Annotated in this window: 20 protein-coding genes and 1 other annotated feature; of the genes, 11 read left to right on the forward strand and 9 right to left on the reverse strand. The window is 67.0% G+C overall.

Annotated elements, in window-relative coordinates; genetic code table 11:
- Nucleotides 1-4: 4 nt before the first annotated feature.
- Entirely contained in the window at nucleotides 5-2,041 is a 2,037-nt protein-coding gene (locus tag P6144_RS05805; protein WP_277766798.1) for a M13 family metallopeptidase, read from the forward strand.
- 72 nt (nucleotides 2,042-2,113) lie between these two features.
- On the opposite strand, the gene P6144_RS05810 is transcribed toward P6144_RS05805, so the two are convergent.
- Nucleotides 2,114-2,854: an SDR family oxidoreductase gene (locus P6144_RS05810; RefSeq protein WP_347275314.1), complete on the reverse strand. Its 741-nt coding sequence runs from the start codon at nucleotides 2,852-2,854 to the stop codon at nucleotides 2,114-2,116.
- An 82-nt stretch (nucleotides 2,855-2,936) separates the two neighbouring features.
- On the opposite strand from P6144_RS05810, the gene P6144_RS05815 reads away from it, so the two are divergent.
- Nucleotides 2,937-3,587 carry a TetR/AcrR family transcriptional regulator gene (locus tag P6144_RS05815; protein ID WP_277766799.1) on the forward strand — a complete coding sequence of 217 codons (651 nt, stop codon included), beginning with the start codon at nucleotides 2,937-2,939 and terminating at the stop codon, nucleotides 3,585-3,587.
- Between the two features lie 306 nt (nucleotides 3,588-3,893).
- Here P6144_RS05815 and P6144_RS05820 read toward each other — a convergent pair whose 3' ends face one another.
- Nucleotides 3,894-5,687 (reverse strand): peptide MFS transporter, encoded by a 1,794-nt coding sequence (locus P6144_RS05820; protein ID WP_277766800.1) that lies wholly within the window; start codon nucleotides 5,685-5,687, stop codon nucleotides 3,894-3,896.
- 165 nt (nucleotides 5,688-5,852) lie between these two features.
- On the opposite strand from P6144_RS05820, the gene P6144_RS05825 reads away from it, so the two are divergent.
- Genes P6144_RS05825 through P6144_RS05840 form a run of 4 tightly spaced genes read left to right on the forward strand, consistent with a single transcriptional unit; the run spans nucleotide 5,853 to nucleotide 7,994 of the window.
- Complete coding sequence (locus P6144_RS05825) at nucleotides 5,853-6,452, forward strand: nitroreductase (protein WP_277766801.1); 600 nt, start codon at nucleotides 5,853-5,855, stop codon at nucleotides 6,450-6,452.
- A gap of 18 nt (nucleotides 6,453-6,470) precedes the next feature.
- Complete coding sequence (locus P6144_RS05830) at nucleotides 6,471-6,827, forward strand: GntR family transcriptional regulator (RefSeq protein WP_277766802.1); 357 nt, start codon at nucleotides 6,471-6,473, stop codon at nucleotides 6,825-6,827.
- A 4-nt stretch (nucleotides 6,828-6,831) separates the two neighbouring features.
- Nucleotides 6,832-7,695 (forward strand): signal peptidase I, encoded by an 864-nt coding sequence (lepB, locus tag P6144_RS05835; protein WP_277766803.1) that lies wholly within the window; start codon nucleotides 6,832-6,834, stop codon nucleotides 7,693-7,695.
- Nucleotides 7,695-7,994: a putative quinol monooxygenase gene (locus P6144_RS05840; protein WP_277766804.1), complete on the forward strand. Its 300-nt coding sequence runs from the start codon at nucleotides 7,695-7,697 to the stop codon at nucleotides 7,992-7,994. Before lepB ends, P6144_RS05840 begins: the two co-directional genes overlap by 1 nt.
- Here the strand turns inward: P6144_RS05840 and P6144_RS05845 are convergent.
- Both P6144_RS05845 and P6144_RS05850 read right to left on the reverse strand, forming a co-directional pair.
- Complete coding sequence (locus P6144_RS05845) at nucleotides 7,991-8,707, reverse strand: alpha/beta fold hydrolase (protein WP_277766805.1); 717 nt, start codon at nucleotides 8,705-8,707, stop codon at nucleotides 7,991-7,993. The two genes, P6144_RS05840 and P6144_RS05845, sit on opposite strands and share 4 nt — an antisense overlap.
- Complete coding sequence (locus P6144_RS05850; RefSeq protein WP_277766806.1) at nucleotides 8,698-9,309, reverse strand: TIGR02117 family protein; 612 nt, start codon at nucleotides 9,307-9,309, stop codon at nucleotides 8,698-8,700. The genes P6144_RS05845 and P6144_RS05850 overlap by 10 nt, the downstream gene beginning before the upstream one ends.
- A gap of 64 nt (nucleotides 9,310-9,373) precedes the next feature.
- Between P6144_RS05850 and phhA the strand changes: the two genes are divergently transcribed.
- Entirely contained in the window at nucleotides 9,374-10,240 is an 867-nt protein-coding gene (gene phhA / locus P6144_RS05855) for a phenylalanine 4-monooxygenase (RefSeq protein ID WP_277766807.1), read from the forward strand.
- 42 nt (nucleotides 10,241-10,282) lie between these two features.
- Nucleotides 10,283-10,576 (forward strand): GIY-YIG nuclease family protein, encoded by a 294-nt coding sequence (locus P6144_RS05860; protein ID WP_277766808.1) that lies wholly within the window; start codon nucleotides 10,283-10,285, stop codon nucleotides 10,574-10,576.
- An 84-nt stretch (nucleotides 10,577-10,660) separates the two neighbouring features.
- On the opposite strand, the gene P6144_RS05865 is transcribed toward P6144_RS05860, so the two are convergent.
- From P6144_RS05865 to P6144_RS05880, 4 genes are all read right to left on the reverse strand, one after another.
- Nucleotides 10,661-11,635, reverse strand: a complete 975-nt coding sequence (locus P6144_RS05865) for a 50S ribosomal protein L11 methyltransferase (protein ID WP_277766809.1) — start codon at nucleotides 11,633-11,635, stop codon at nucleotides 10,661-10,663.
- Nucleotides 11,632-12,333 (reverse strand): SDR family oxidoreductase, encoded by a 702-nt coding sequence (locus P6144_RS05870; protein WP_277766810.1) that lies wholly within the window; start codon nucleotides 12,331-12,333, stop codon nucleotides 11,632-11,634. Before P6144_RS05870 ends, P6144_RS05865 begins: the two co-directional genes overlap by 4 nt.
- Before the next feature lie 111 nt (nucleotides 12,334-12,444).
- Complete coding sequence (locus tag P6144_RS05875; protein ID WP_277766811.1) at nucleotides 12,445-13,812, reverse strand: methyl-accepting chemotaxis protein; 1,368 nt, start codon at nucleotides 13,810-13,812, stop codon at nucleotides 12,445-12,447.
- An 11-nt stretch (nucleotides 13,813-13,823) separates the two neighbouring features.
- On the reverse strand, nucleotides 13,824-15,167 hold the full coding sequence (locus P6144_RS05880; RefSeq protein ID WP_277767406.1) for a methyl-accepting chemotaxis protein: 1,344 nt from the start codon (nucleotides 15,165-15,167) through the stop codon (nucleotides 13,824-13,826).
- Nucleotides 15,168-15,364: 197 nt separating this feature from the next.
- Here P6144_RS05880 and sdhC point away from each other — a divergent pair, with 197 nt between their 5' ends.
- The 3 genes from sdhC to sdhA are packed head-to-tail and all read left to right on the forward strand — an operon-like array spanning nucleotide 15,365 to nucleotide 17,971.
- A complete protein-coding gene (sdhC, locus tag P6144_RS05885; RefSeq protein WP_277766812.1) occupies nucleotides 15,365-15,790 on the forward strand; it encodes a succinate dehydrogenase, cytochrome b556 subunit in 426 nt (141 codons plus the stop codon).
- Complete coding sequence (gene sdhD, locus P6144_RS05890) at nucleotides 15,783-16,172, forward strand: succinate dehydrogenase, hydrophobic membrane anchor protein (RefSeq protein WP_277766813.1); 390 nt, start codon at nucleotides 15,783-15,785, stop codon at nucleotides 16,170-16,172. Before sdhC ends, sdhD begins: the two co-directional genes overlap by 8 nt.
- Nucleotides 16,169-17,971 (forward strand): succinate dehydrogenase flavoprotein subunit, encoded by a 1,803-nt coding sequence (gene sdhA, locus P6144_RS05895; protein WP_277767407.1) that lies wholly within the window; start codon nucleotides 16,169-16,171, stop codon nucleotides 17,969-17,971. The genes sdhD and sdhA overlap by 4 nt, the downstream gene beginning before the upstream one ends.
- Before the next feature lie 61 nt (nucleotides 17,972-18,032).
- Here the strand turns inward: sdhA and P6144_RS05900 are convergent, their stop codons facing one another.
- Nucleotides 18,033-19,523: a SulP family inorganic anion transporter gene (locus P6144_RS05900; protein ID WP_277766814.1), complete on the reverse strand. Its 1,491-nt coding sequence runs from the start codon at nucleotides 19,521-19,523 to the stop codon at nucleotides 18,033-18,035.
- 64 nt (nucleotides 19,524-19,587) lie between these two features.
- Nucleotides 19,588-19,643 (reverse strand) — a sequence feature (sul1 is cis-regulatory element that is thought to sense ions involved in sulfur or methionine metabolism; They are found in Alphaproteobacteria).
- Between the last annotated feature and the right edge of the window lie 25 nt (nucleotides 19,644-19,668).

Here is a 19,668-nt window from a genome sequence, read left to right on the forward strand (position 1 = left end):
TTGGATGAAAATGAGCAATTGGGTGCGTCTCGCCGCTGGCGTGGCGCTGGTCGCGGTTTCGCCGGCCATGGCGCAGACGGCCAAGCCCGCGCCGCGATACGGCAGCTTCGGCGTCGACCTGACCGCGCAGAAGCCGAGCGTGAAGCCGGGCGACGATTTCTGGATGTACGCCAATGGCGGCTGGAACGATCGCGTCGAGATCGCCGCCGATCGCACCTCGGCCGGCTTCGGGACCCAGCTCTCGGTCGAGGCCGAAGCGAATGTCCGCGCCATCCTAGACGACATGGCCAAGAACCCGTCCGCCTATGGCGCCAGCGGCAAGCAGGTCGGCGATTTCTACGCCAGCTGGATGGACGAGGCAGGCATCGAGAAGGCCGGCACCGCGCCGCTCAAGCCCTATCTCGCCACGATCGCCGGGGTGAAGGACCTCGACGCGCTGCAGGTGCTGTTCGCCACCGTCGGCTATGCCTCGCCTGTCGAGTTGGGCGTGATCCCCGACCTTGCCGACCCGACCCGCTATACCGCGATCACCGGCCAGGGCGGGCTGGGCATGCCGCGCGACTATTATCTGCTCGAAGGCGCCAAATATGACGCGTTCCGCACCGCCTATCGCGCCTATGTCGTGAAGATCCAGGAGCTGGCCGGCATCCCCGATGCCGCGGCCAAGGCCGATGCGATCATCGCGCTCGAAACCGCGATGGCCAAGGTCCAGTGGTCGCCGGCCGAGAGCCGCGACATCGCCAAGCTCAACGATCCGCAGACGCTCGCCGGGCTCGAGGCCAAGGCACCAGAGTTCAACTGGGCGCTGATGCTCAAGACTGCCGGGCTCGAAAGCTCGCCCAAGGTGCTGATGACGCAGAACACTGCCGTCACCGCACTCGGCAAGCTGATGGTCGCGACGCCGCTCCAGGCCTGGAAGGACTATCTCGCCTATCGCTTCGTCAGCGATCACGCGCAGTTCCTGCCCAAGGCCTTCGACGACACGCGCTTCGGCTTCTATTCGCAGACGCTGTCGGGCGTGAAGGTGCAGCGCGAGCGCTGGAAGCGCGGCGTGCAGATGGTCAACGGTGCGCTCGGCGAGGCAGTCGGCGCGATCTATGTCGCCAAATATTATCCGCCGGCGGCCGAGAAGCAGATGGCCGAGCTGATCGAGAATCTGCGCGCCGCCTATAAGGACCGCATTTCCAGCTCGACCTGGATGGACGAGGCGACCAAGCAGAAGGCACTGGCCAAGCTCGCCGCATTCGAGCCGCGCATCGGCCATCCGGACAAGTATATCGACTATTCGTCGTTCAAGGTCGTCCGCGGCGACCTGCTCGGCAATGCGATGCGCTCGGGCGAGTTCCAGCACCAGCTCGAGCTGTCGCGCTTCGGCAAGCCGGTCGACCGCACCCTGTGGGACATGACCCCGCAGACGGTGAACGCCTATTACAACCCGCTCGCCAACCAGATCACCTTCCCGGCCGCGATCCTGCAGCCTCCCTTCTTCGACCCCAGCGCCGATCCGGCGGTGAACTATGGCGCGATCGGCGCGATCATCGGCCATGAGATGGGACACGGGTTCGACGATCAGGGCAGCATGTTCGGCCCGACCGGCAAGTTCGAGAACTGGTGGACCGACGGCGCCAAGAAGGCGTTCGGCGAGCGCACCGCCGCGCTCGTCGCCCAGTATGACGGCTATGAAGCGGTTCCCGGCACCAAGGTGCAGGGCAAGCTGACGCTCGGCGAGAATATCGGCGACCTGGGCGGCGTGGAGGCGGCCTATGGCGCCTTCCAGAAGTACCAGGCCGAGCATGGCAAGGCCCCGGTGATCGGCGGGCTGACCGGCGACCAGCGCTTCTTCCTCGCCTATGCCCAGGCCTGGCAGACCAAGATCCGCGAGGACGCGGCGCGCCAATATGCGCTGACCGATCCGCACTCGCCCGCCAAGTTCCGCGTCAATGGCATCGTCCGCAACGTCGATGCCTGGTACAAGGCATTCAACATCCAGCCGGGCGACGCGCTCTACCTGGCACCCGAGCAGCGCGTGCACATCTGGTAAGCCTCGCGGCCTGACCATAACGAAGCGGCCCGGCAGCGATGCCGGGCCGTTTTGCTTGTCAGACGCTCGGCTTCAGGCGTTCACCCCGCCATCGACGGTGAGCACCGATCCGGTGATGAAGCGCGCCGCCGGGCTGGCGAGGAACGCCACCGCCGCGCCGATATCCTCCACCGTGCCATAGCGGCCAAGCGCGGTCTGGCTGCGGATGAACTCGGCATGCTCGCCGTTCGCCGGGTTCATGTCGGTATCGATCGGACCGGGCTGGACCAGGTTCACCGTGATGTCGCGCCCGCCCAGATCGCGCGCCAGCCCGCGGTTGAAGGCGAGCAGCGCCGACTTGGTCATCGAATAGAGCGTCGATCCCGGCGCGAAGACGCGTTCGGCCAGGCACGATCCGATCGTGATGATGCGGCCGCCCGCGGGCAGATGCGGCATCGCGGCGCCCGAGGCGATCACCGCGGCACGGACGTTGACGTTGAGCAGCGCGTCCACGTCTTCGAGGTTCAGCGCATCGACACCGCTGTAGCGCGCGATGCCGGCATTGTTGACCAGGATGTCGAGCCCGCCCAGCCCGGCCACCGCTTCGGCCACCGAGCGTTGCACCGCTTCCGGATCGGCGCTGTCCGCCTGGATCGCCAGCGCGCGCCGCCCCTTCGCCTCGATCGCCGCGACCAGCGCCGCGGCGCGATCCGCCGAGCGCTCATAGGTGATCGCGACGTCCGCGCCCTTGTCCGCCAGCGCCAGCGCGATTCCGGCGCCGATGCCGCGTGCCGCGCCGGTTACCAATGCGCGCTTTCCCGTCAGTTCCAACATGGCTTGTCTCATTCTGTAGTGATCGATACAGAATTAGCTGGGAACGTTGCGGCGACAGTTCAAGGGAATTATATAACGATCGATGCAAAATTCTGGAGACACCGACCAGGCCGAGGAAACCGCCGCGCGCGGGCGCGGCCGGCCGCGTGGCTTCGATCGCGAGGCGGCGCTTGCCCGGGCGACCCGGCTGTTCTGGCAACAGAGCTATGAAGCGACCTCGATCGCCGACCTGACCGCGGCGATGGGGATCGGCGCACCGAGCCTTTATGCGGCGTTCGGATCGAAGGAGGCGCTCTATCTGGAGGCGCTGCGCCACTATGCCGACAATTACGATGCGCAGGTGTGGGGCGGCTTCCGGGCTGCAGGCACCGCGCGCGCGGCGGTGCAGGCCTATCTGCTCGACTCGGCCGCGGCGCTGACCGGGGCGCTCGGCGACCAGCCGCTCGGCTGCATGGTCACCCTGTCCTCCGCAGGATCCGAATGCGATTCCGAGCTGGGCGACACGATGCGGGCCGCACGGCGGGAAGGCCTGGAACGGTTGAAGGCGCGGCTGGCGCGCGCGGTGGCCGAGGGCGAACTGCCTGCATCCACCGATGTCCATGCCCTCGCGCGCTTCGCGCAGACGATGCAGAGCGGCATGTCGATCCTTGCCCGCGACGGCGCCAGCCGCGCCGAGCTGGAAGAGGCGGCGCGGATCGCGATGCTCGGCTGGGATGCGCGCGTCGCAAGTTGACTGGGCAACGATTGCATTTCCTGCAATAGGACACCGTTGTCATTGCAGTTGCAGAAACCGCACCCGCGGCCCATTTGTGTCTATGTTGCATTGCAGCAAACACGCAATGAGGGTTTTCCGATGTTCTCGCTTATCTCGCTCTTCCTCGCCGCGCGCCGCCCGGTGACGCTGCCCGCCATCGCGGAATCCGCGACGCCTGTCGTCGATCCGGTCGAGCTGCGCCTCGCCGCCTGAGCGGCGGAACAGGCTGACGCAAAAAGGGGAGCCTCGCGGCTCCCCTTTTCGTTTGCCCCGAAGGCGCGGCGCTTACTTCACGCCGTGCATCCAGTATTTGAGCGGCCAGCTCAGCAGCAGGAGCAGCACGCCGAGGATTATCGCCGACACCGAGATGGTGGTGAAGGTGGCGAGATAGGTGTCGAGGCTGACCTTGAGGTTGGTCACCTGACCGCCCACCGTCTCGACGCTGGCGAGCTGTGCGATCATGCCGGCGAAGAACTGCGCCACCGAGATCGACAGGAACCACACGCCCATCATCAGGCCAACCACGCGCGCGATCGACAGCTTGGTAATCATGCTGAGGCCCACCGGCGAGATGCAGAGCTCGGCGAAGGAGTGGATGAAGTAGAGGCCGGCCAGCCACCAGATGCTCACCCGGAAGCTGGCATCGGCATAGGCGCCGCCCCAGACGAGCAGCAGGAAGCCCGCAGCCACGCCGATCAGCGCAATGCCGAACTTGACCGGGATCGACGGCTCGAGCCCGCGCCGCGCCAGCGCGGTCCACATCATCGACATGAACGGCGCGAGGAGGACGATGAAGGCGGCGTTGAAGAACTGGGTCTGCCCCGCGGTGATCGTGAACCAGCCGAACACCGAGAGATCGGTGTTGCGATCGGCGAACAGGGTGAGCGACGAGCCCGCCTGCTCGAACAGCGTCCAGAACACGACGTTGAAGACGATCAGCACCATCGCGGCCAGCATCATCTGGAACTCGGTCTTGCTGCCGGCAAAGAACGACCAGATCAGGATCGCCGGCACGCCGATCAGGAACGAGCCGAACAGCAGCTTGCCCATCAGCGGCAGCGAAGTGACATAGCCGATGAAGCCCGAGCCGGCGGCCGGCTCCGGCGAGTGCATCAGGTTGACGTAGAGCATGTAGAAGAGCGGCACGACGCAGAGCGCCACCGCGTAGATGATCCATTGTTGGCCGTTGACGCCCGGCTTGGCCGGGGGCTCGCCATAGCCATCGAGCTTGCCGCCGTTGAACTGGATCAGCGCCCAGGAAACCATCATGCCGATCGCGGCCAGGCCGAAGCCCCAGCTCCAGCCATAGGCGACGGCCAGCCAGGGGCAGATCAGCTGCGAGAAGAACGAGCCGATGTTGATGCCCATGTAGAAGATCGTGAAGCCGGTATCGCGTCGGGGATCGCCCTGCTCGTAGAGCTCGCCGACCATGGTGGAGATGTTCGGCTTGAAGAAGCCATTGCCCACCGAGACCATCGACAGCGCGATCAGCATCACCATCACGTAGAAGGCGCTGCGGTCCGCGCCGGATTCGAAGCTGCCCTTGGCGACCTTGCGCTCGACGACGCCGGCGTTGAGCAGGTCGACGGTGCCGTCTTCATTGCCCTTGATCTCGAGCTTCTTCGATCCGTCGATAACGTAGCGGACTTCCTTGTCGCCCTGCTTCTCGATCGAGACTTCGTAGCGTTGCTTGTCGATCGTCGCGTGCGGCGTCGCAGTCGGTCCGCCGAAGCAGAGGATGGCATAGCCGAGCGACATGACGATCGCGCCGAACTTCACCGCGCGCTTCGAGCCGAGATACTGGTCGGCCAGATAGCCGCCGACCAGCGGAGTGAGATAGACGAGCGCGGTATAGCCGCCGTACAGGCCGGTCGCCTCGCGGTCCCCGAACATGAAATGCTGCGTCAGGTAGAGCGTCAGCAGCGCGCGCATGCCGTAATAGCCGAAGCGCTCCCACATCTCGGTGGTGAACAGGCGCGCCAGCTGGCGGGGATGCCCGAACCACGTCGATTCCTTCGCAGGATTGACGTGGGTGATGTCCGGCTCTGCCGGACTATCGGCGGTTGGAGTGTCGACCATGCGGAATTTTGCCCTTTGATATCGGTTCCGGGCTCGGGCCCGGCGCATGGGCGGCCAACCTAGACGGAATGAAGCCGCTGTAAAGCATGTGCATTTGGGCACAGTTCGACAGCGCGCCGCACGAAAGCGCGTTGCGCGGCGGCGGCGGCGCCCTAGATGCCTCGCATGACCTTCAACGATCGCTCCACCCCGCTCGCGCTTCTACGCACCCGCCGATCCGGCAAGCCCCGCGACATGGTCGCCCCCGGCCCCAGCCCCCAACAGCTCGACGAGATGATCGCGATCGCGGCGCGCACCCCCGATCACGGCAAGCTCTTCCCCTGGCGCTTCGTTACCGTGCCCGACGATGCGCGTCAGGCGCTGGGCGAGAAGCTCGCCGCGATACTGCGCAGCGAGAAGCCGGGCTGCACCCCGCGCGACGAGGAAGCGGCGATCCAGTTCGCCACCCAGGCGCCGGCGCTGGTGGTGGTGCTCTCGGCCCCGGTGGTGCCGCACAAGATCCCGGTCTGGGAACAGGAGCTTTCGGCCGGTGCGGTGTGCATGAACCTGCTCCACGCCGCGCACGCCATGGGCTTCACCGGCGCTTGGATCACCGGCTGGGCCGCCTATTCGGATGCGGTGCGCGACCTGTTCGGCAGCGAGGGGCAGAAGATCGCCGGATTCCTGTTCCTCGGCACCCCAGCTTTCCCGCTGGAGGAGCGCCCCCGGCCGGCACTGTCCGAAATCGCACATAGGTGGAATCCGGGGTATGGACCTGATGCTTGATTGGTGTATTATAGCACCATGACAGCTCTAGAGCATGAGGACAGCCCGGTTTACCTCAAGCTGCGCGCCAGCATCGCCGCGGCGATCCTGCGCGGGCAATACCGGGCAGGGGATCAGCTTCCGTCGGTGCGAGCGCTTGCCGCCGAGCATGGCGCCAATCCGCTGACGGTGGCCAAGGCCTATCAGAGCTTCCAGGACGACGGCTATGTCGAGGTTCGCCGCGGCGTGGGCATGTTCGTGCTGCCGGGCGCGGTGGAAAAGCTGCGCATCGCCGAGCGCGAGCGCTTCCTCACCGGCTACTGGCCGCGCGTGAAGGAGCATATCGCGCTGCTCGGCCTCGACGCGCACGAGCTGCTCGACCGCGAGACGGCCTGATCCGATGATTGCGACCGACGAAGCAGCGGTCGCGCCGGAAAAGGCCGGCTGGGCGCGCGGGCTGCTCGGTTGGGGCCTGCTCTTCGCCGGCGTTTTCGCCTTCCAGACGGTGGCGGCCAAGCCCTTCTACATTCCGTCGGCCTCGATGATGCCGACGCTGCTCAAGGGCGACCGGCTGGTCGTCTCCAAATATCCCTATGGCTGGTCCTACGCCTCGCTCTCGATCCATGGCAGCGCCGTGGTGCCCGGGCGGCTGTTCGGCACGCTGCCCGCGCGCGGCGACATCGTCACCGTGGCGCGGCGCGAGGACGGATCGGACCTGATCAAGCGCGTGATCGGCCTGCCCGGCGACACGATCGCGGTCAGCCATGGCGCGGTGATCCTCAACGGCAAGCCGGTGCCGCGCGTGGCCGACGGTACCGCCGATATCCCGGTCGACGCCAACGTCCCCTGTGACGAGGGCATGCTCGCCCCGTTCCGCAAGGTGAAGCAGGACGGCACGCTGGTCTGCGCGCTACCGCTGTTCCGCGAGACGCTGCCGAACGGCGCGAGCTATGACGTGATCGATCTGGGCGACACCTATCTGCCCGGCGGCTATATCAGCCCGCGCGACGAATATGGCCCGATCAAGGTGCCCGCCGGCCATGTCTTCCTGATGGGCGACAATCGCGACCAATCGGCCGACAGCCGCTTCACCCTGGCAGAAAAGGGGCTGGGCGGCCCGGTGCCGATCGAGAGCCTGGGCGGCCGCGCCGAGATCATCACGCACAGCTATACCGGCGAGGGCTCGTGGCTGAACCCGCTGGCCTATGTCACCTCGCTGCGTGGCGGCCGCGCCGGCAATTCGCTGCGTCCCGAACACCGCTGATGCTGATCATCACCGGCACCTTCCGCATTCCCGCGGACCATGTTGATTCGGCGCGCCCCGCAATGGCGGCGATGGTGCAGGCGAGCCGGATCGAGCCGGGCTGCCTCCACTATAGCTATGGCGAGGACGTGCTCGAGCCCGGGCTGATCCACGTCATCGAGCATTGGACAGACCGCGCTGCGCTCGAGGCGCATTGGCAGGCGGCGCACATCAAGGCATGGCGCGCGGCCTGGCCCGAGCTGGAGATCGGCGGGCGCGACCTCACCTTGTTCGAGGCCGACGCGGGCACGCCCTGCTAGGCCCAGCCGCCCAATATCTCCGCCACCGCGCGCAGCACCTGGGGCTTCATCTGGACGAACAAGTGGCTGCTGCGCACCTCGACTGCGCGGCAGGCGGCGCCTTCCGCCTCGCGGCAGATCAGCCCGTTGACGAAGCCGTCGCTGCGGCTCCAGATCGCCGCCGAGGGCATGGGTAGCGGGCGCACCGCCTCTTCCAGCCGCTGCGCCACCGCCGGATCGGTGATCTTCTCGCCGGTAAACGCCTGGAAGGCGCGCCAGACATTGGTGGCGCTCGGCGGTCCGGCAAAGGGTGAGCTGACCGTGAGCACCGCACGGACCAGATCGGGCCGGCGATGCGCGACGATGCGGCTCATGATCCCGCCTAGCGAGACGCCGATCAACGTGACCTTCTCGCCGGTCTCGGCGCGGATCTGCTCGACGCGAGCGATCAGCTTCTCGCAGTCGGGGCCGACGGTGCGCACCCCGAAATTGCGGCCGAGCCTCCACGGATAGGGCCGATAGCCGAGCCGCCGGAGCATGGTGCGCAGCACGAAGTTCGAGCGATCGGTGTTGCACAGGCCCGGCGAGACCAGCACCGGACGGCCGTCGCCGCGGGGCAGCCCGGCGAGGCGGAAGCGGGTGAGTTCGGCCACCGTGATCGCGGCGCGCGCCGGCTCCAGCGCAAAGGCGATGCCCGGCGGCGGTTCGTGGGCGGTGCCCGGAATCATAGCCATAGCATCACGCCCCAGGGCAAAGGTGTCCAGATGCCCATCGGCACGCCTGCCTCGCGCAGGCCCCGCCCCGTCCATTCGTTGCACGTGCGGATCGCGCTATAGCCACCCTTCGCGCTGTAAAAGGCGTCGCGCGCGCCATAGCCGCGCACCACCGGCCCGGTGGCGACTGTGCCGCGGACATAGGCGACCAGCCGGCGATATTCGTCGGGCCGGAGCAGCAACGCACGCACTCTGCCCCCTGCCCTGGGCTCGGGCACATGCGCGACATGCAGCACCGTCGATCCCGCGCCGACCAGCGCCCTGGCGACGCGCCACGGGTTCACGTCGCGCCACTGCGCAGTGTGGAGGTAGAAGTCACGGTCGCCCCAACCAAAGGCGAGATACGGCGCCGCGGCGGCACGCGGATCGCGCAGATGCTCCGGCCGGGCAAAGTCGCGAAAGGCGGCGGCGGGCAGGATCAGATCGGTGTGCACGCCATTGTCGGCGACATAGATGCGCACGCCGCGAGCGGGCGGCTCGCGTCCGCTATTGGTAGCGAGCCCGGCGCCGAGCCCCGCCGCGGCGAGATAGAGCACGACCACCAGCGCCAGCGATCCGAGCACGCTTTTGATTATCCGCAAACCCGCCCCCATTTCGCCCCCAAGGCCCGCATGCTATGCCACAGTCATGGCTCAAGACACGCATGTGCTCGACCGTCCGCCCGAAGGTGCGTCGGCCGACTGGACGATCCCGCAGAACTGGCAGGCCTATACGGCCGAGGAGCATGCTACCTGGGACAAGCTCTATGCGCGCCAGGCAAAGCTGCTGCCGGGCCGCGCGAGCCGGGCCTATCTGAACGGCCTCGAGGCGCTGCGCCTCTCCGAATCGGGCATCCCGAATTTCGAGGAGCTTTCTGAGCGGCTGATGAAGCTGACCGGCTGGCAGGTGGTCGCGGTGCCGGGGCTGGTGCCCGATGACGTGTTCTTCGACCATATGGCCAATCGCCGCTTCGTCGCCGGCAATTTCATCCGCCGGCCCGACCAGCTCGACTATATTCAGGAGCCCGACGTCTTCCACGATGTGTTCGGCCATGTGCCGATGCTCGCCGATCCGGTGTTCGCCGATTACCTCGCCGCCTATGGCCGCGGCGGCAACCGTGCGCTCGAGCTGGGCGCGCTGAAGCAGCTCGGCCGGCTCTACTGGTACACGGTGGAGTTCGGGCTGATCCGCGAGGAGGGCGATCTGCGCATCTATGGCGCCGGCATCGTCTCGTCCTCGGCCGAGAGCGTGTTCGCACTGGAAAGCGACAGCCCGAACCGCATCGGCTTCGACATGAAGCGGGTGATGCAGACCGACTATCGGATCGACGACTTCCAGCAGAATTATTTCGTCATACCCAGCTATGAGGAACTGCTGCGCCAAACCGTCGAGACCGACTTCGCGCCGCTTTACGACGAGATCGTCGGCACGCCGGACATCCCGATCGCCGAGATCCTGCCGGGGGATGACGTGATCACCCGCGGCACGCAGGACTATGCGCGGTCCAAAGGATAACCTTCTTACCGTCATCCCCGCGAAAGCGGGGACCCAGCTGCCTTGAGCCAGGGCGGCTATCTCTACATCTTGGCGAACCGCTATCGCGGTACGATGTACACGGGCGTAACCGCCGACATCGCTGCGCGGATGATGCAGCATCGCGATGGCACAGGTTCACAATTCGCCTCGAAATATGGCGTGTCGCGGCTCGTCCATGTCGAGCATTTCGAACGGATCGAAGATGCCATCGCCCGCGAGAAGGCGATAAAGAAATGGCGGCGCGACTGGAAAATCGAGCTTATCGAACGCGGCAATCCGGATTGGGCGGACCTGTTCGATACGCTCAATTGCTGAGGGGCGGGCGGAGAAGCAGGACGAAGAAGAAAGAAGCTGGGTCCCCGCTTTCGCGGGGATGACGGCTTAGAGATCGGACTAGTTTTACCAGCTCCCGAACCCGGGCGCCTCTCCCTTGCCCCGGCTGAGGCGCGTCACCCGCTCCGTCCCGTAGCGCACGCGCTTGGCCAGCGTCAGCGTCGGCCAGTCGCCGCGGTCGCTGCGGTCGACCAGGCGCAGGCCCTGGCGGCGATAGGCCTTGGCGACGTCCTCTGCCTGGCCCTTGAGCAATCCGGCCAGGATCAGCGTGCCGCCCTCGGCCAGCACCGCGCCCAGGCTCGGCGCCAGCTCGATCAGCGGGCCGGCCAGGATGTTGGCGATCACCAGGTCATAGGGCGCGCGGCCGAGCAGCAGCGGGTGCTCGACCCCGGCGGCGGCGGCCAGCGCGATTTCACCTGGCTTGCCGCCAAGCCGGAAGCCGTTGATCTCGGCATTGTCGGCAGTCACGTCCACCGCGCGCGGATCGATGTCCGACGCCGTGGCATAGGCGCGCGGCCAGAGGTGCAGCGCGGCGAAGGCGAGCAGCCCGGTGCCGGTGCCGACATCGATGATGTTCTCGAAGCGCTTGCCCTCGGCCTTGAGCCGATCGAGCGCGAGCAGGCAGCCCGAGGTGGTCTCGTGCGTGCCGGTGCCGAAGGCGAGACCGGCATCGATGCGGAACGCCTTGGCGCCGGCCGGCACCTTGCCCTTGTTGGTTTCGGTGTGGACGTAGAAGCGCCCGGCATGGACCGGCTCGATCCCCGCCTGGCTCAGCGTCACCCAGTCGGCATCGCGGATCTTCTCGGCAACGGCCTTCACGCCCTTCGAGCTGGGCGCCAGAGCCTGCACCGCAGCGAGGGCGGCGCTGTTGGGCTTGGATTCGAAATATGCCTCGAGCTGCCAGGCGAGCGGATCGTCTGCGATCACTTCGCTGGTGAGAAGCACCGGTATCGGCTCGATCGCGAACACCGCCTCGTCATCGGCGTCGATCGCCTCGGCTTCCGCGCGGGTGCACGGCAAGGTGAGCTTCCAGCTGCTCATCGTACGTAACTCGCTCCATTGATGTCGAGCACCGCCCCGGTCATCGAAGGCGGCGCGTTGAGGGCGCAGAAGCGCGCGAGCACCGCGACTTCGTCGGTGTCGGCCACGCGCCCGAGGGGAATATCGGCCAGCAATTTCTCGCCGCCGCGGCTGGCGAGATACTCGTCGGCCATGCCGGTCATGGTGAAGCCAGGGCAAATCGCGAAGGCAAGGATACCCTGGCGCGCATAGCCCCGCGCGATGCTCTTGGTCATGCCGACCATGCCCGCCTTGGACGCGGCATAATGCCAGTGCGCGGGCGAGTCGCCGCGATAGGCGGCGCGGCTCGCCATGTTGACGATGCGGCCCGGGCGCCCCCCGGCCTGCCAGTGGCAGATGGCGAGGCGGCAGAGCTCGGCCGAGGCGGTGAGGTTCACCCGCATCGTCCGCTCCCAGTTCGCTACCCAGTCGTCATGATCGATGTCGAGCGGATTGGTCTCGAACACGCCGGCATTGTTAATGATCACGTCGATGCGACCGTCCAGAGCATCGAGCGCCTTGTTCCACAGCGCCTTGGGCGCGGCTGGATCGGCGAAGTCGGCAGGGATGCCGCTTCGCGTGCCCTGCCCGATCAGGCGGACATCGTCACGCCTGAAACTCTCGGCGATCGCAGCGCCGATGCCGCGGCTGGCGCCGGTGAGGAGGATGTGGGTGGCCATCGCCACCCACTAGCCCCTTCGTCACCCCGGCGAAAGCCGGGGCCTCAGGCGCAGGCGCAATACGGCACGAGATCCCGCCCCGGATCAGGTCCGGGGTCGCCGGGAGGGCGGTTAAGCGGCGACACTGCTCGAGAAACTGTCCGCAGCCGCGCGCAGCTTGTGCAGCCGGTCGTCGACTTCGGCGACGTCCTTCTGGAGCGTGTCGATCTCGTGCGTGACCGACTTGGTATCCTCGCGGATCGCACCGATCGTCGCCGACATCGAATCGGCGGCGAGCGCCGTCTCGTCGACCGCCGCGGTGATCGCGGTGACGGTCTGCGCCTGGACTTCCATCGCGCTGCGGATGCGGTTGGCGCTTTCCTGCACCTCGGTCACCGTCGAGCGGATCGAGGCATTGGTTTCCACCGTGCCCTTGGTCGCCGACTGGATCGCGGCGATCTTCGAAGCGATGTCGTCGGTCGCGCGCGCGGTCTGGCTCGCCAGGCTCTTCACTTCCTGCGCAACCACCGCGAAGCCGCGGCCGGCGTCACCGGCACGGGCGGCCTCGATCGTCGCGTTGAGCGCGAGCAGGTTGGTCTGGCCGGCAATGTCACGGATCAGGCCGAGGATCGATTCGATCGACTTGGCGTGATCGCTGAGCGCTTCGCTCATCCCCACCGCCTCGCTCGCCTGCGACGAAGCCCGCGTGGCAATGCCCGCGGCAGCCTCGACTTCGGTACGGGCGTCTTCGATCGCGCGGATCAGCCCGGCGGCGGTCTGTGCCGCCTCGCGCATCGCCACGGCCGACTGCTCGGCCGCCGCAGCGACTTCGCTCGCCTTGCCGAGCATGCCGCGCGCCGAGCCCGAGGCGCCCTGCGCCTGCACCCGGATGCGGTTGGCGAGACCGGTGGCCCCTTCGATCGATTCGGCGATGCTCGCCCGGAACTGCTGCGAACGGTCGCGGCGCGCCTCGTCGGCATAGGCCGCATCGCGCGCGCCGAGATGGCCGGCCATCAGATCGGCCTCGGCCATCGCCATGCGCTGGACCACGTCGCAGAGACGGCCGAGCCTGTCGGCATCGTCGGGCAGCGCCGCGCGCAGCGCCCGCATCGTCTCGCTATGGGCAAAGGAGAAGGCAGCGACCACGGCGGGCAGCGGGATGCCGACCTTGTAGGTCTCGGTGGCATAGCCGCACACCATCTCGACCCATTCCTCGCTGAACGGCTTCTCGAACTTGATCGTGCCGTAATGGGTGCCGCGCGCGACCTGGGCCTCATAGGCGGCCGGATCGTTCATCAGCTTGTGCATCGGCTGGCTGGCCGGCATCGCCTTGAAGTGACTCCAAAAGGCCTCGGCGATCTCGCGCTGGCGATGCCCGATCAGCGCAACGATCTCGCGGCAGCCGGGATCGATCGCGCCGTCCCAGTCATATTCGCGGCGATGGTCCTCCACCGTCCGGGTGCCGCCGCTCCAGCGGCCGGGTTCGCGACGTACCACCATCCTGCCCCTCCTCAGGCTGCAACCTTGGCGATGAAGTCGCTGGCGCTGCCCTTCAGGCTGCCCAGCTGTCCCTCGAGCGCGGCAAAGCCCTGGCCGACCCGGTCGATCTCGCTCGCCACGGCTTCGGTGTCCTCGCGGATCGCGCCGATCGTCGCCGACATCGAATCGGCGGCGAGCGCCGTCTCGTCGACCGCCGCGGTGATCGCAGTCACCGTCTGCGCCTGCACTTCCATCGCGCTGCGGATACGGTTGGCGCTTTCCTGCACCTCGGTCACCGTCGAGCGGATCGAGGCATTGGTCTCCACCGTGCCCTTGGTCGCCGACTGGATCGCCGCGATCTTCGAGGCGATGTCGTCGGTCGCGCGCGCGGTCTGGTTGGCGAGGCTCTTCACTTCCTGCGCGACCACTGCGAAGCCGCGACCGGCGTCACCGGCACGGGCAGCCTCGATCGTCGCGTTGAGCGCGAGCAGGTTGGTCTGGCCGGCAATGTCACGGATCAGGCCGAGGATCGATTCGATCGACTTGGCGTGATCGCTGAGCGCTTCGCTCATGCCAACGGCCTCGCTGGCCTGCGACGAAGCGCGCGTGGCGATGCCTGCCGCAGCCTCGACTTCGGTACGGGCGTCTTCGATCGCACGGATCAGCCCGGCGGCGGTCTGCGCCGCCTCGCGCATCGCCACTGCCGACTGCTCGGCCGCCGCGGCGACTTCGCTTGCCTTGCCGAGCATGCCGCGCGCCGAAGCCGAAGTGTGGCTGGCCTGGATGCGCAGCTGCTCGCCTTCGCGCGAGGCGCGCTGGACGGTGCCGCCGATCGAGTCGCGGAAATCCTCGGCAAGCCGGTCGCGCGCTGCCTGGGCGCTGTGCTCGCGGTACATGTTGTAGATCTCGACAGTGATGTCGCCTTCGAGCGCCGAGAGGCGCATCAGCGTATCGATCAGCCCGGCGAGTCGCTCGTCGGCGGTGCCGACGCGGCGGATCAGGATTTCCAACGCGGCACGATCGCTCGCGCTGATCATCGACAGCAGCGCCATCGGCTGCACCTTGGCGGCATAGGCTGCGGCGACCGAGCGCTCGATCGACTCGATCCAGGCGCGGCCCTCGGTGTCGAGGAAGCGGTTCCTGAGGAAGACCACGCCGACATCGATCATCTTCTGGGTATCGTCGGTCGCCCAGCTCCGCTCGTCGGCGAAGCAGCGCAGCCACTGGTTCCAGAAGGCTTCGGAAACCGCGCGAATCTCCGGCTCCAGCGCTTCCCAGGCGGCGCGGCCCGAGGCGGCGAGCGTGCCGTCGATGTCGAAGACGCGCAGGCGCGCACGCACGTCGATGCGGGCTGCTACGGTGCCCGGCGTCGGCAGATCCTCAAGCGAAACGGCGTTGGTCACAAAACTATGTCCCCTGTGGCGGCCCAGGGACGATAGGACCGCTCGGTTGCCGGATATGCGGGGGAACTGGTTAAGACCGGGTTAGTCAAAGCCGCCGGCAACGCATGTGACCTTGCATCCCGCGACATGCGGACTAAGGAGACGGCACCGACCGAGGAAGGACATCAATCTTGGCCACTGTGCGCAACCCGGCGCGACCCCTGTCGCCGCATCTATCGATCTGGAAATGGGGCCCGTCGATGACGGCGTCGATCATCCACCGCGTCACCGGCAGCGGGCTGGCGACCGTGGGAACGATCCTGTTCGTCTGGTGGCTGGTCGCGCTCGCTTCGGGCCCGGCCGCCTATGCGCTGTTCCTCGACCTGTTCACGCTGAAGTCGGGCGCGCTCAACATTGCCGGCTATGTCTTCGGCATCGGCCTGACGCTGTCCTTCTTCCAGCATCTGAGCTCGGGCGTTCGCCACTTCTTCCTGGATCAGGGCGCCAATTTCGAGCTGAAGGCCAACAAGACGACCGCGACGCTGACCTTCGCGATCTCGATCCTCGCCACCATCGCCTTCTGGGGCTTCATCATCTGGGGGAAGACCCATGGGTAACGGCACCAGCATCGGCAAGGTCCGCGGCCTCGGCTCGGCCAAGGAAGGCGCGCATCACTGGTGGCACCAGCGGCTCACCGGCGGCTTCAACCTGATCCTCACGCTCTGGTTCGTGCTCAGCATCGCGCTGCTGCCGGCCTATGATTTCGAGACGATCCGCCACTGGATCGGCCAGACCCAGGTCGCGGTGCCGCTGATCCTGCTCGTCGCCAGCACCTTCTATCACTTCCGCCTCGGCCTGCAGGTGGTGATCGAGGACTATCTGCACGACGAGACGCACATCGTGCTGATGGTGCTGCTCAACCTGTTCACGCTGACGACCGGCACGCTCGCCATCTTCTCGATCCTCAAGATCGCCTTCTCGGCAGGAGCCGCGCTCTGATGTCCGCCTACAAGATCATCGACCACACCTATGACGCCGTCGTCGTCGGCGCCGGCGGCTCGGGCCTGCGCGCCACCATGGGCTGTGCCGAGGCCGGGCTGAAGACCGCCTGCATCACCAAGGTGTTCCCGACCCGCTCGCACACCGTCGCGGCGCAGGGCGGCATCGCCGCGTCGCTCGGCAACAACACGCCCGATCACTGGTCGTGGCACATGTTCGACACCGTCAAGGGCTCGGACTGGCTCGGCGACCAGGACGCGATCGAGTACATGGTCCGCGAGGCCCCGGCTGCGGTCTATGAGCTCGAGCATGCCGGCGTGCCGTTCAGCCGCAACGACAATGGCACGATCTACCAGCGCCCGTTCGGCGGCCACATGCAGAACATGGGCGAAGGCCCGCCGGTGCAGCGCACCTGCGCAGCGGCCGACCGCACCGGCCACGCCATGCTCCACGCGCTCTACCAGCAGAGCCTGAAGTATGACGCCGACTTCTACGTCGAATATTTCGCGCTCGACCTGATCATGGAGGACGGCGCCTGCCGCGGCGTGATCGCGCTGTGCATGGAAGACGGCTCGATCCACCGCTTCCGCAGCCATGCCGTGGTGCTTGCCACCGGCGGCGGCGGCCGCGTCTATCAGTCGGCAACTTCGGCGCACACCTGCACCGGCGACGGCAACGGCATGGCGCTGCGCGCGGGCATCGCGCTGCAGGACATGGAGTTCGTCCAGTTCCACCCGACCGGCATCTACGGCGCCGGCGTGCTCATCACCGAGGGTGCGCGCGGCGAGGGCGGCTATCTGACCAACTCCGAAGGCGAGCGCTTCATGGAGCGCTATGCCCCCTCGGCCAAGGACCTCGCCAGCCGCGACGTCGTCGCGCGCTCGATGGCGATGGAAATCCGCGAGGGCCGCGGCGTCGGCAAGGAGAAGGATCACATCTTCCTTCACCTCAACCACATCGATCCGAAGATCCTGCACGAGCGCCTGCCCGGCATCACCGAGACCGGCAAGATCTTCGCCGGCGTCGACCTGACCCGCCAGCCGCTGCCGGTGGTGCCGACCGTCCATTACAATATGGGCGGCATCCCGACCAATTATCACGGCGAAGTCGTCCGCAACAAGGATGGCGATCCGGACTCGGTCGTCCCCGGCCTGTTCGCGGTCGGCGAAGCGGCCTGCGTTTCGGTCCACGGCGCCAACCGCCTCGGCTCCAACTCGCTGATCGATCTCGTGGTGTTCGGCCGCGCGACCGGCCTGCGGCTCAAGGAGCTGCTCAAGCCGGGCATGAAGCACAACGAGCTGCCCAAGGGCTCGGAAGAATTTGCGCTGGGCCGCCTCGATCACTTCCGCAACGCCAAGGGCGAAAAGCCCACCGCGCAGATCCGCGCCGATATGCAGAAGACGATGCAGCGCCACTGCGCCGTGTTCCGCGACAGCGCGCTGCTGGCGGAAGGCGTCGAGCACATGAAGGAAGTCTATAAGGGCTTCCAGGACGTGGGCATCGAGGACCGCTCGCTGATCTGGAACACCGATCTGGTCGAGACGCTCGAGCTCGACAATCTGATCGGCCAGGCCGTCGTCACCATCGAGTGCGCCGCCAACCGCAAGGAAAGCCGCGGCGCGCACATGCACGAGGACTTCCCGGATCGCGACGACAAGAACTGGATGAAGCACACCGTCGCCAGCTTCGAAGGCTGGGGCGGCAAGGGCGGCGCGACGAGCATCGACTACCGCCCGGTCCACGACTACACGCTCACCGACGAGATCGAGTACATCAAGCCGAAGAAGCGGGTGTATTGATCCTTCGATAGCGGATTACGAAAAGGCCCGTTCGCCAGGTGCGAGCGGGCCTTTTCTTTGCTCAATGCGGGATCGCGCCCGTCTCCACCCCGGTCTTGTCGTGCAGCGCGAAGCGGTCGATCAGGTCGGCGCTCGCGCGGTTGTAGCCGACGACTTCCACCTCGGCCCCGCCCCCGCGCAGCCGCGCGACGATCCGGTCGAGCGCGCCGACGGCCGAGATGTCCCAGAAATGCGCCGCGGACACGTCGATCGTCACCCGGCGCATCGGCTCGGCACCCCGAAATGCCGCCGCGAAGCGGTCCACCGAGGCGAAGAACAGCTGGCCGGTGACGCGGTAGGTCGCCACGCCGTCCGCCTCGCTGCGCTCCACTGCAAACATGCGGCGGACCTTGGCGGCGAAGAAGATGCCCGAGAGCAGCACGCCCGCCAGCACGCCCTTGGAGAGGTCGCGCGTCGCGACCACCACGACCACCGTCACCAGCATCACGATCGACGAAGTCGGCGGATGGCGGCGCAGATTGGGGATCGAGTTCCAGCTGAAGGTGCCGATCGACACCATCACCATCACCGCGACCAGTGCCGGCATCGGGATCCGCCCGACCCAGGGGCCAAGCACCGCGAGCAGGAACAGCAGGAACGCGCCCGCCGTGAAGGTCGAGAGCCGGGTGCGGCCGCCCGAGGAGACGTTGATCACCGTCTGCCCGATCATCGCGCAGCCGCCCATGCCGCCGAACAGCGCCGCGACGATGTTCGCACCGCCCTGCCCCATGCACTCGCGTTTCCGGTTGCCCTCGCTGTCGGTCATGTCGTCGACGATCTGCGCGGTGAGCATCGATTCGAGCAGGCCTACCGCCGCCATCGTCAGCGAATAGGGCAGGATGATCCGCAGCGTCTCGAGCGTGAGCGGCACGGTCGGCAGCGCGAAGCTGGGCAGGCCCTCGGGCAGATGCCCCATGTCCGCAACGGTGCGCACCGGCAGTTGCAGCCAGATGCTGAGCCCCGCCAGTACCAGGATCGCGACCAGCGGCGACGGCACCGCCCGGGTCAGGCGCGGGAACAGATAGATGATCGCCAGCCCGGCCGCGACCATCGCATAGGTCTGCCAGCCGACGCCGATGAACTGGGGCAGCTGCGCCATGAAGATCAGGATGGCGAGCGCGTTGACGAAGCCGGTGATCACCGATCGCGAGACGAACTGCATCAGCAGGTCGAGCCGGATCAGCCCGGCGACGATCTGGAACAGCCCCATCAGGATCGTCGCGGCGAAGAGATAGGAAACGCCGTGCTCGCGCACGAGCGGGGTCACCACCACGGCAACCGCGGCGGTGGCGGCGGAGATCATCGCCGGCCGCCCGCCGAGCAGCGCGATCACCATCGCGATCGTCACCGAGGCATAGAGGCCGACACGCGGATCGACGCCGGCGATGATCGAGAAGCCGATCGCCTCGGGTATCAATGCCAGCGCAACCACCACGCCGGCCAGCACGTCGCGGCGCGCCTGGGCGCCGCCGGGGAGCCACTCGGCCCGCAAGGAAGAGGAAAACTGAGTCATGGAACTGCCAATCGCGCGCACGGCCTCGCGCCAGGAAAGCGCGGCGGTCTGTCATCGTGCATTGGGTTGCCCGGCGGATCGGCGGCCGGGATAGCCATCCGGACTTTCACCGGATCCTTGCGAATGCCGCCCCTCTAGCGGCGGG

Origin of the sequence: Sphingomonas sp. HITSZ_GF (assembly GCF_029543155.1) — a bacterium.
GTDB lineage: Bacteria > Pseudomonadota > Alphaproteobacteria > Sphingomonadales > Sphingomonadaceae > Sphingomonas.

Bases quoted from the DNA above. Each gene is read 5' to 3' on its own strand.
- P6144_RS05805 (WP_277766798.1), top strand. From the start codon at position 5: ATGAAAATGAGCAATTGGGTGCGTCTCGCCGCTGGCGTGGCGCTGGTC.
- P6144_RS05810 (WP_347275314.1), bottom strand. From the start codon at position 2,854: ATGTTGGAACTGACGGGAAAGCGCGCATTGGTAACCGGCGCGGCACGC.
- P6144_RS05815 (WP_277766799.1), top strand. From the start codon at position 2,937: ATGCAAAATTCTGGAGACACCGACCAGGCCGAGGAAACCGCCGCGCGC.
- P6144_RS05820 (WP_277766800.1), bottom strand. From the start codon at position 5,687: ATGGTCGACACTCCAACCGCCGATAGTCCGGCAGAGCCGGACATCACC.
- P6144_RS05825 (WP_277766801.1), top strand. From the start codon at position 5,853: ATGACCTTCAACGATCGCTCCACCCCGCTCGCGCTTCTACGCACCCGC.
- P6144_RS05830 (WP_277766802.1), top strand. From the start codon at position 6,471: ATGACAGCTCTAGAGCATGAGGACAGCCCGGTTTACCTCAAGCTGCGC.
- lepB (WP_277766803.1), top strand. From the start codon at position 6,832: ATGATTGCGACCGACGAAGCAGCGGTCGCGCCGGAAAAGGCCGGCTGG.
- P6144_RS05840 (WP_277766804.1), top strand. From the start codon at position 7,695: ATGCTGATCATCACCGGCACCTTCCGCATTCCCGCGGACCATGTTGAT.
- P6144_RS05845 (WP_277766805.1), bottom strand. From the start codon at position 8,707: ATGGCTATGATTCCGGGCACCGCCCACGAACCGCCGCCGGGCATCGCC.
- phhA (WP_277766807.1), top strand. From the start codon at position 9,374: ATGGCTCAAGACACGCATGTGCTCGACCGTCCGCCCGAAGGTGCGTCG.
- P6144_RS05865 (WP_277766809.1), bottom strand. From the start codon at position 11,635: ATGAGCAGCTGGAAGCTCACCTTGCCGTGCACCCGCGCGGAAGCCGAG.
- P6144_RS05870 (WP_277766810.1), bottom strand. From the start codon at position 12,333: ATGGCCACCCACATCCTCCTCACCGGCGCCAGCCGCGGCATCGGCGCT.
- P6144_RS05875 (WP_277766811.1), bottom strand. From the start codon at position 13,812: ATGGTGGTACGTCGCGAACCCGGCCGCTGGAGCGGCGGCACCCGGACG.
- sdhD (WP_277766813.1), top strand. From the start codon at position 15,783: ATGGGTAACGGCACCAGCATCGGCAAGGTCCGCGGCCTCGGCTCGGCC.
- P6144_RS05900 (WP_277766814.1), bottom strand. From the start codon at position 19,523: ATGACTCAGTTTTCCTCTTCCTTGCGGGCCGAGTGGCTCCCCGGCGGC.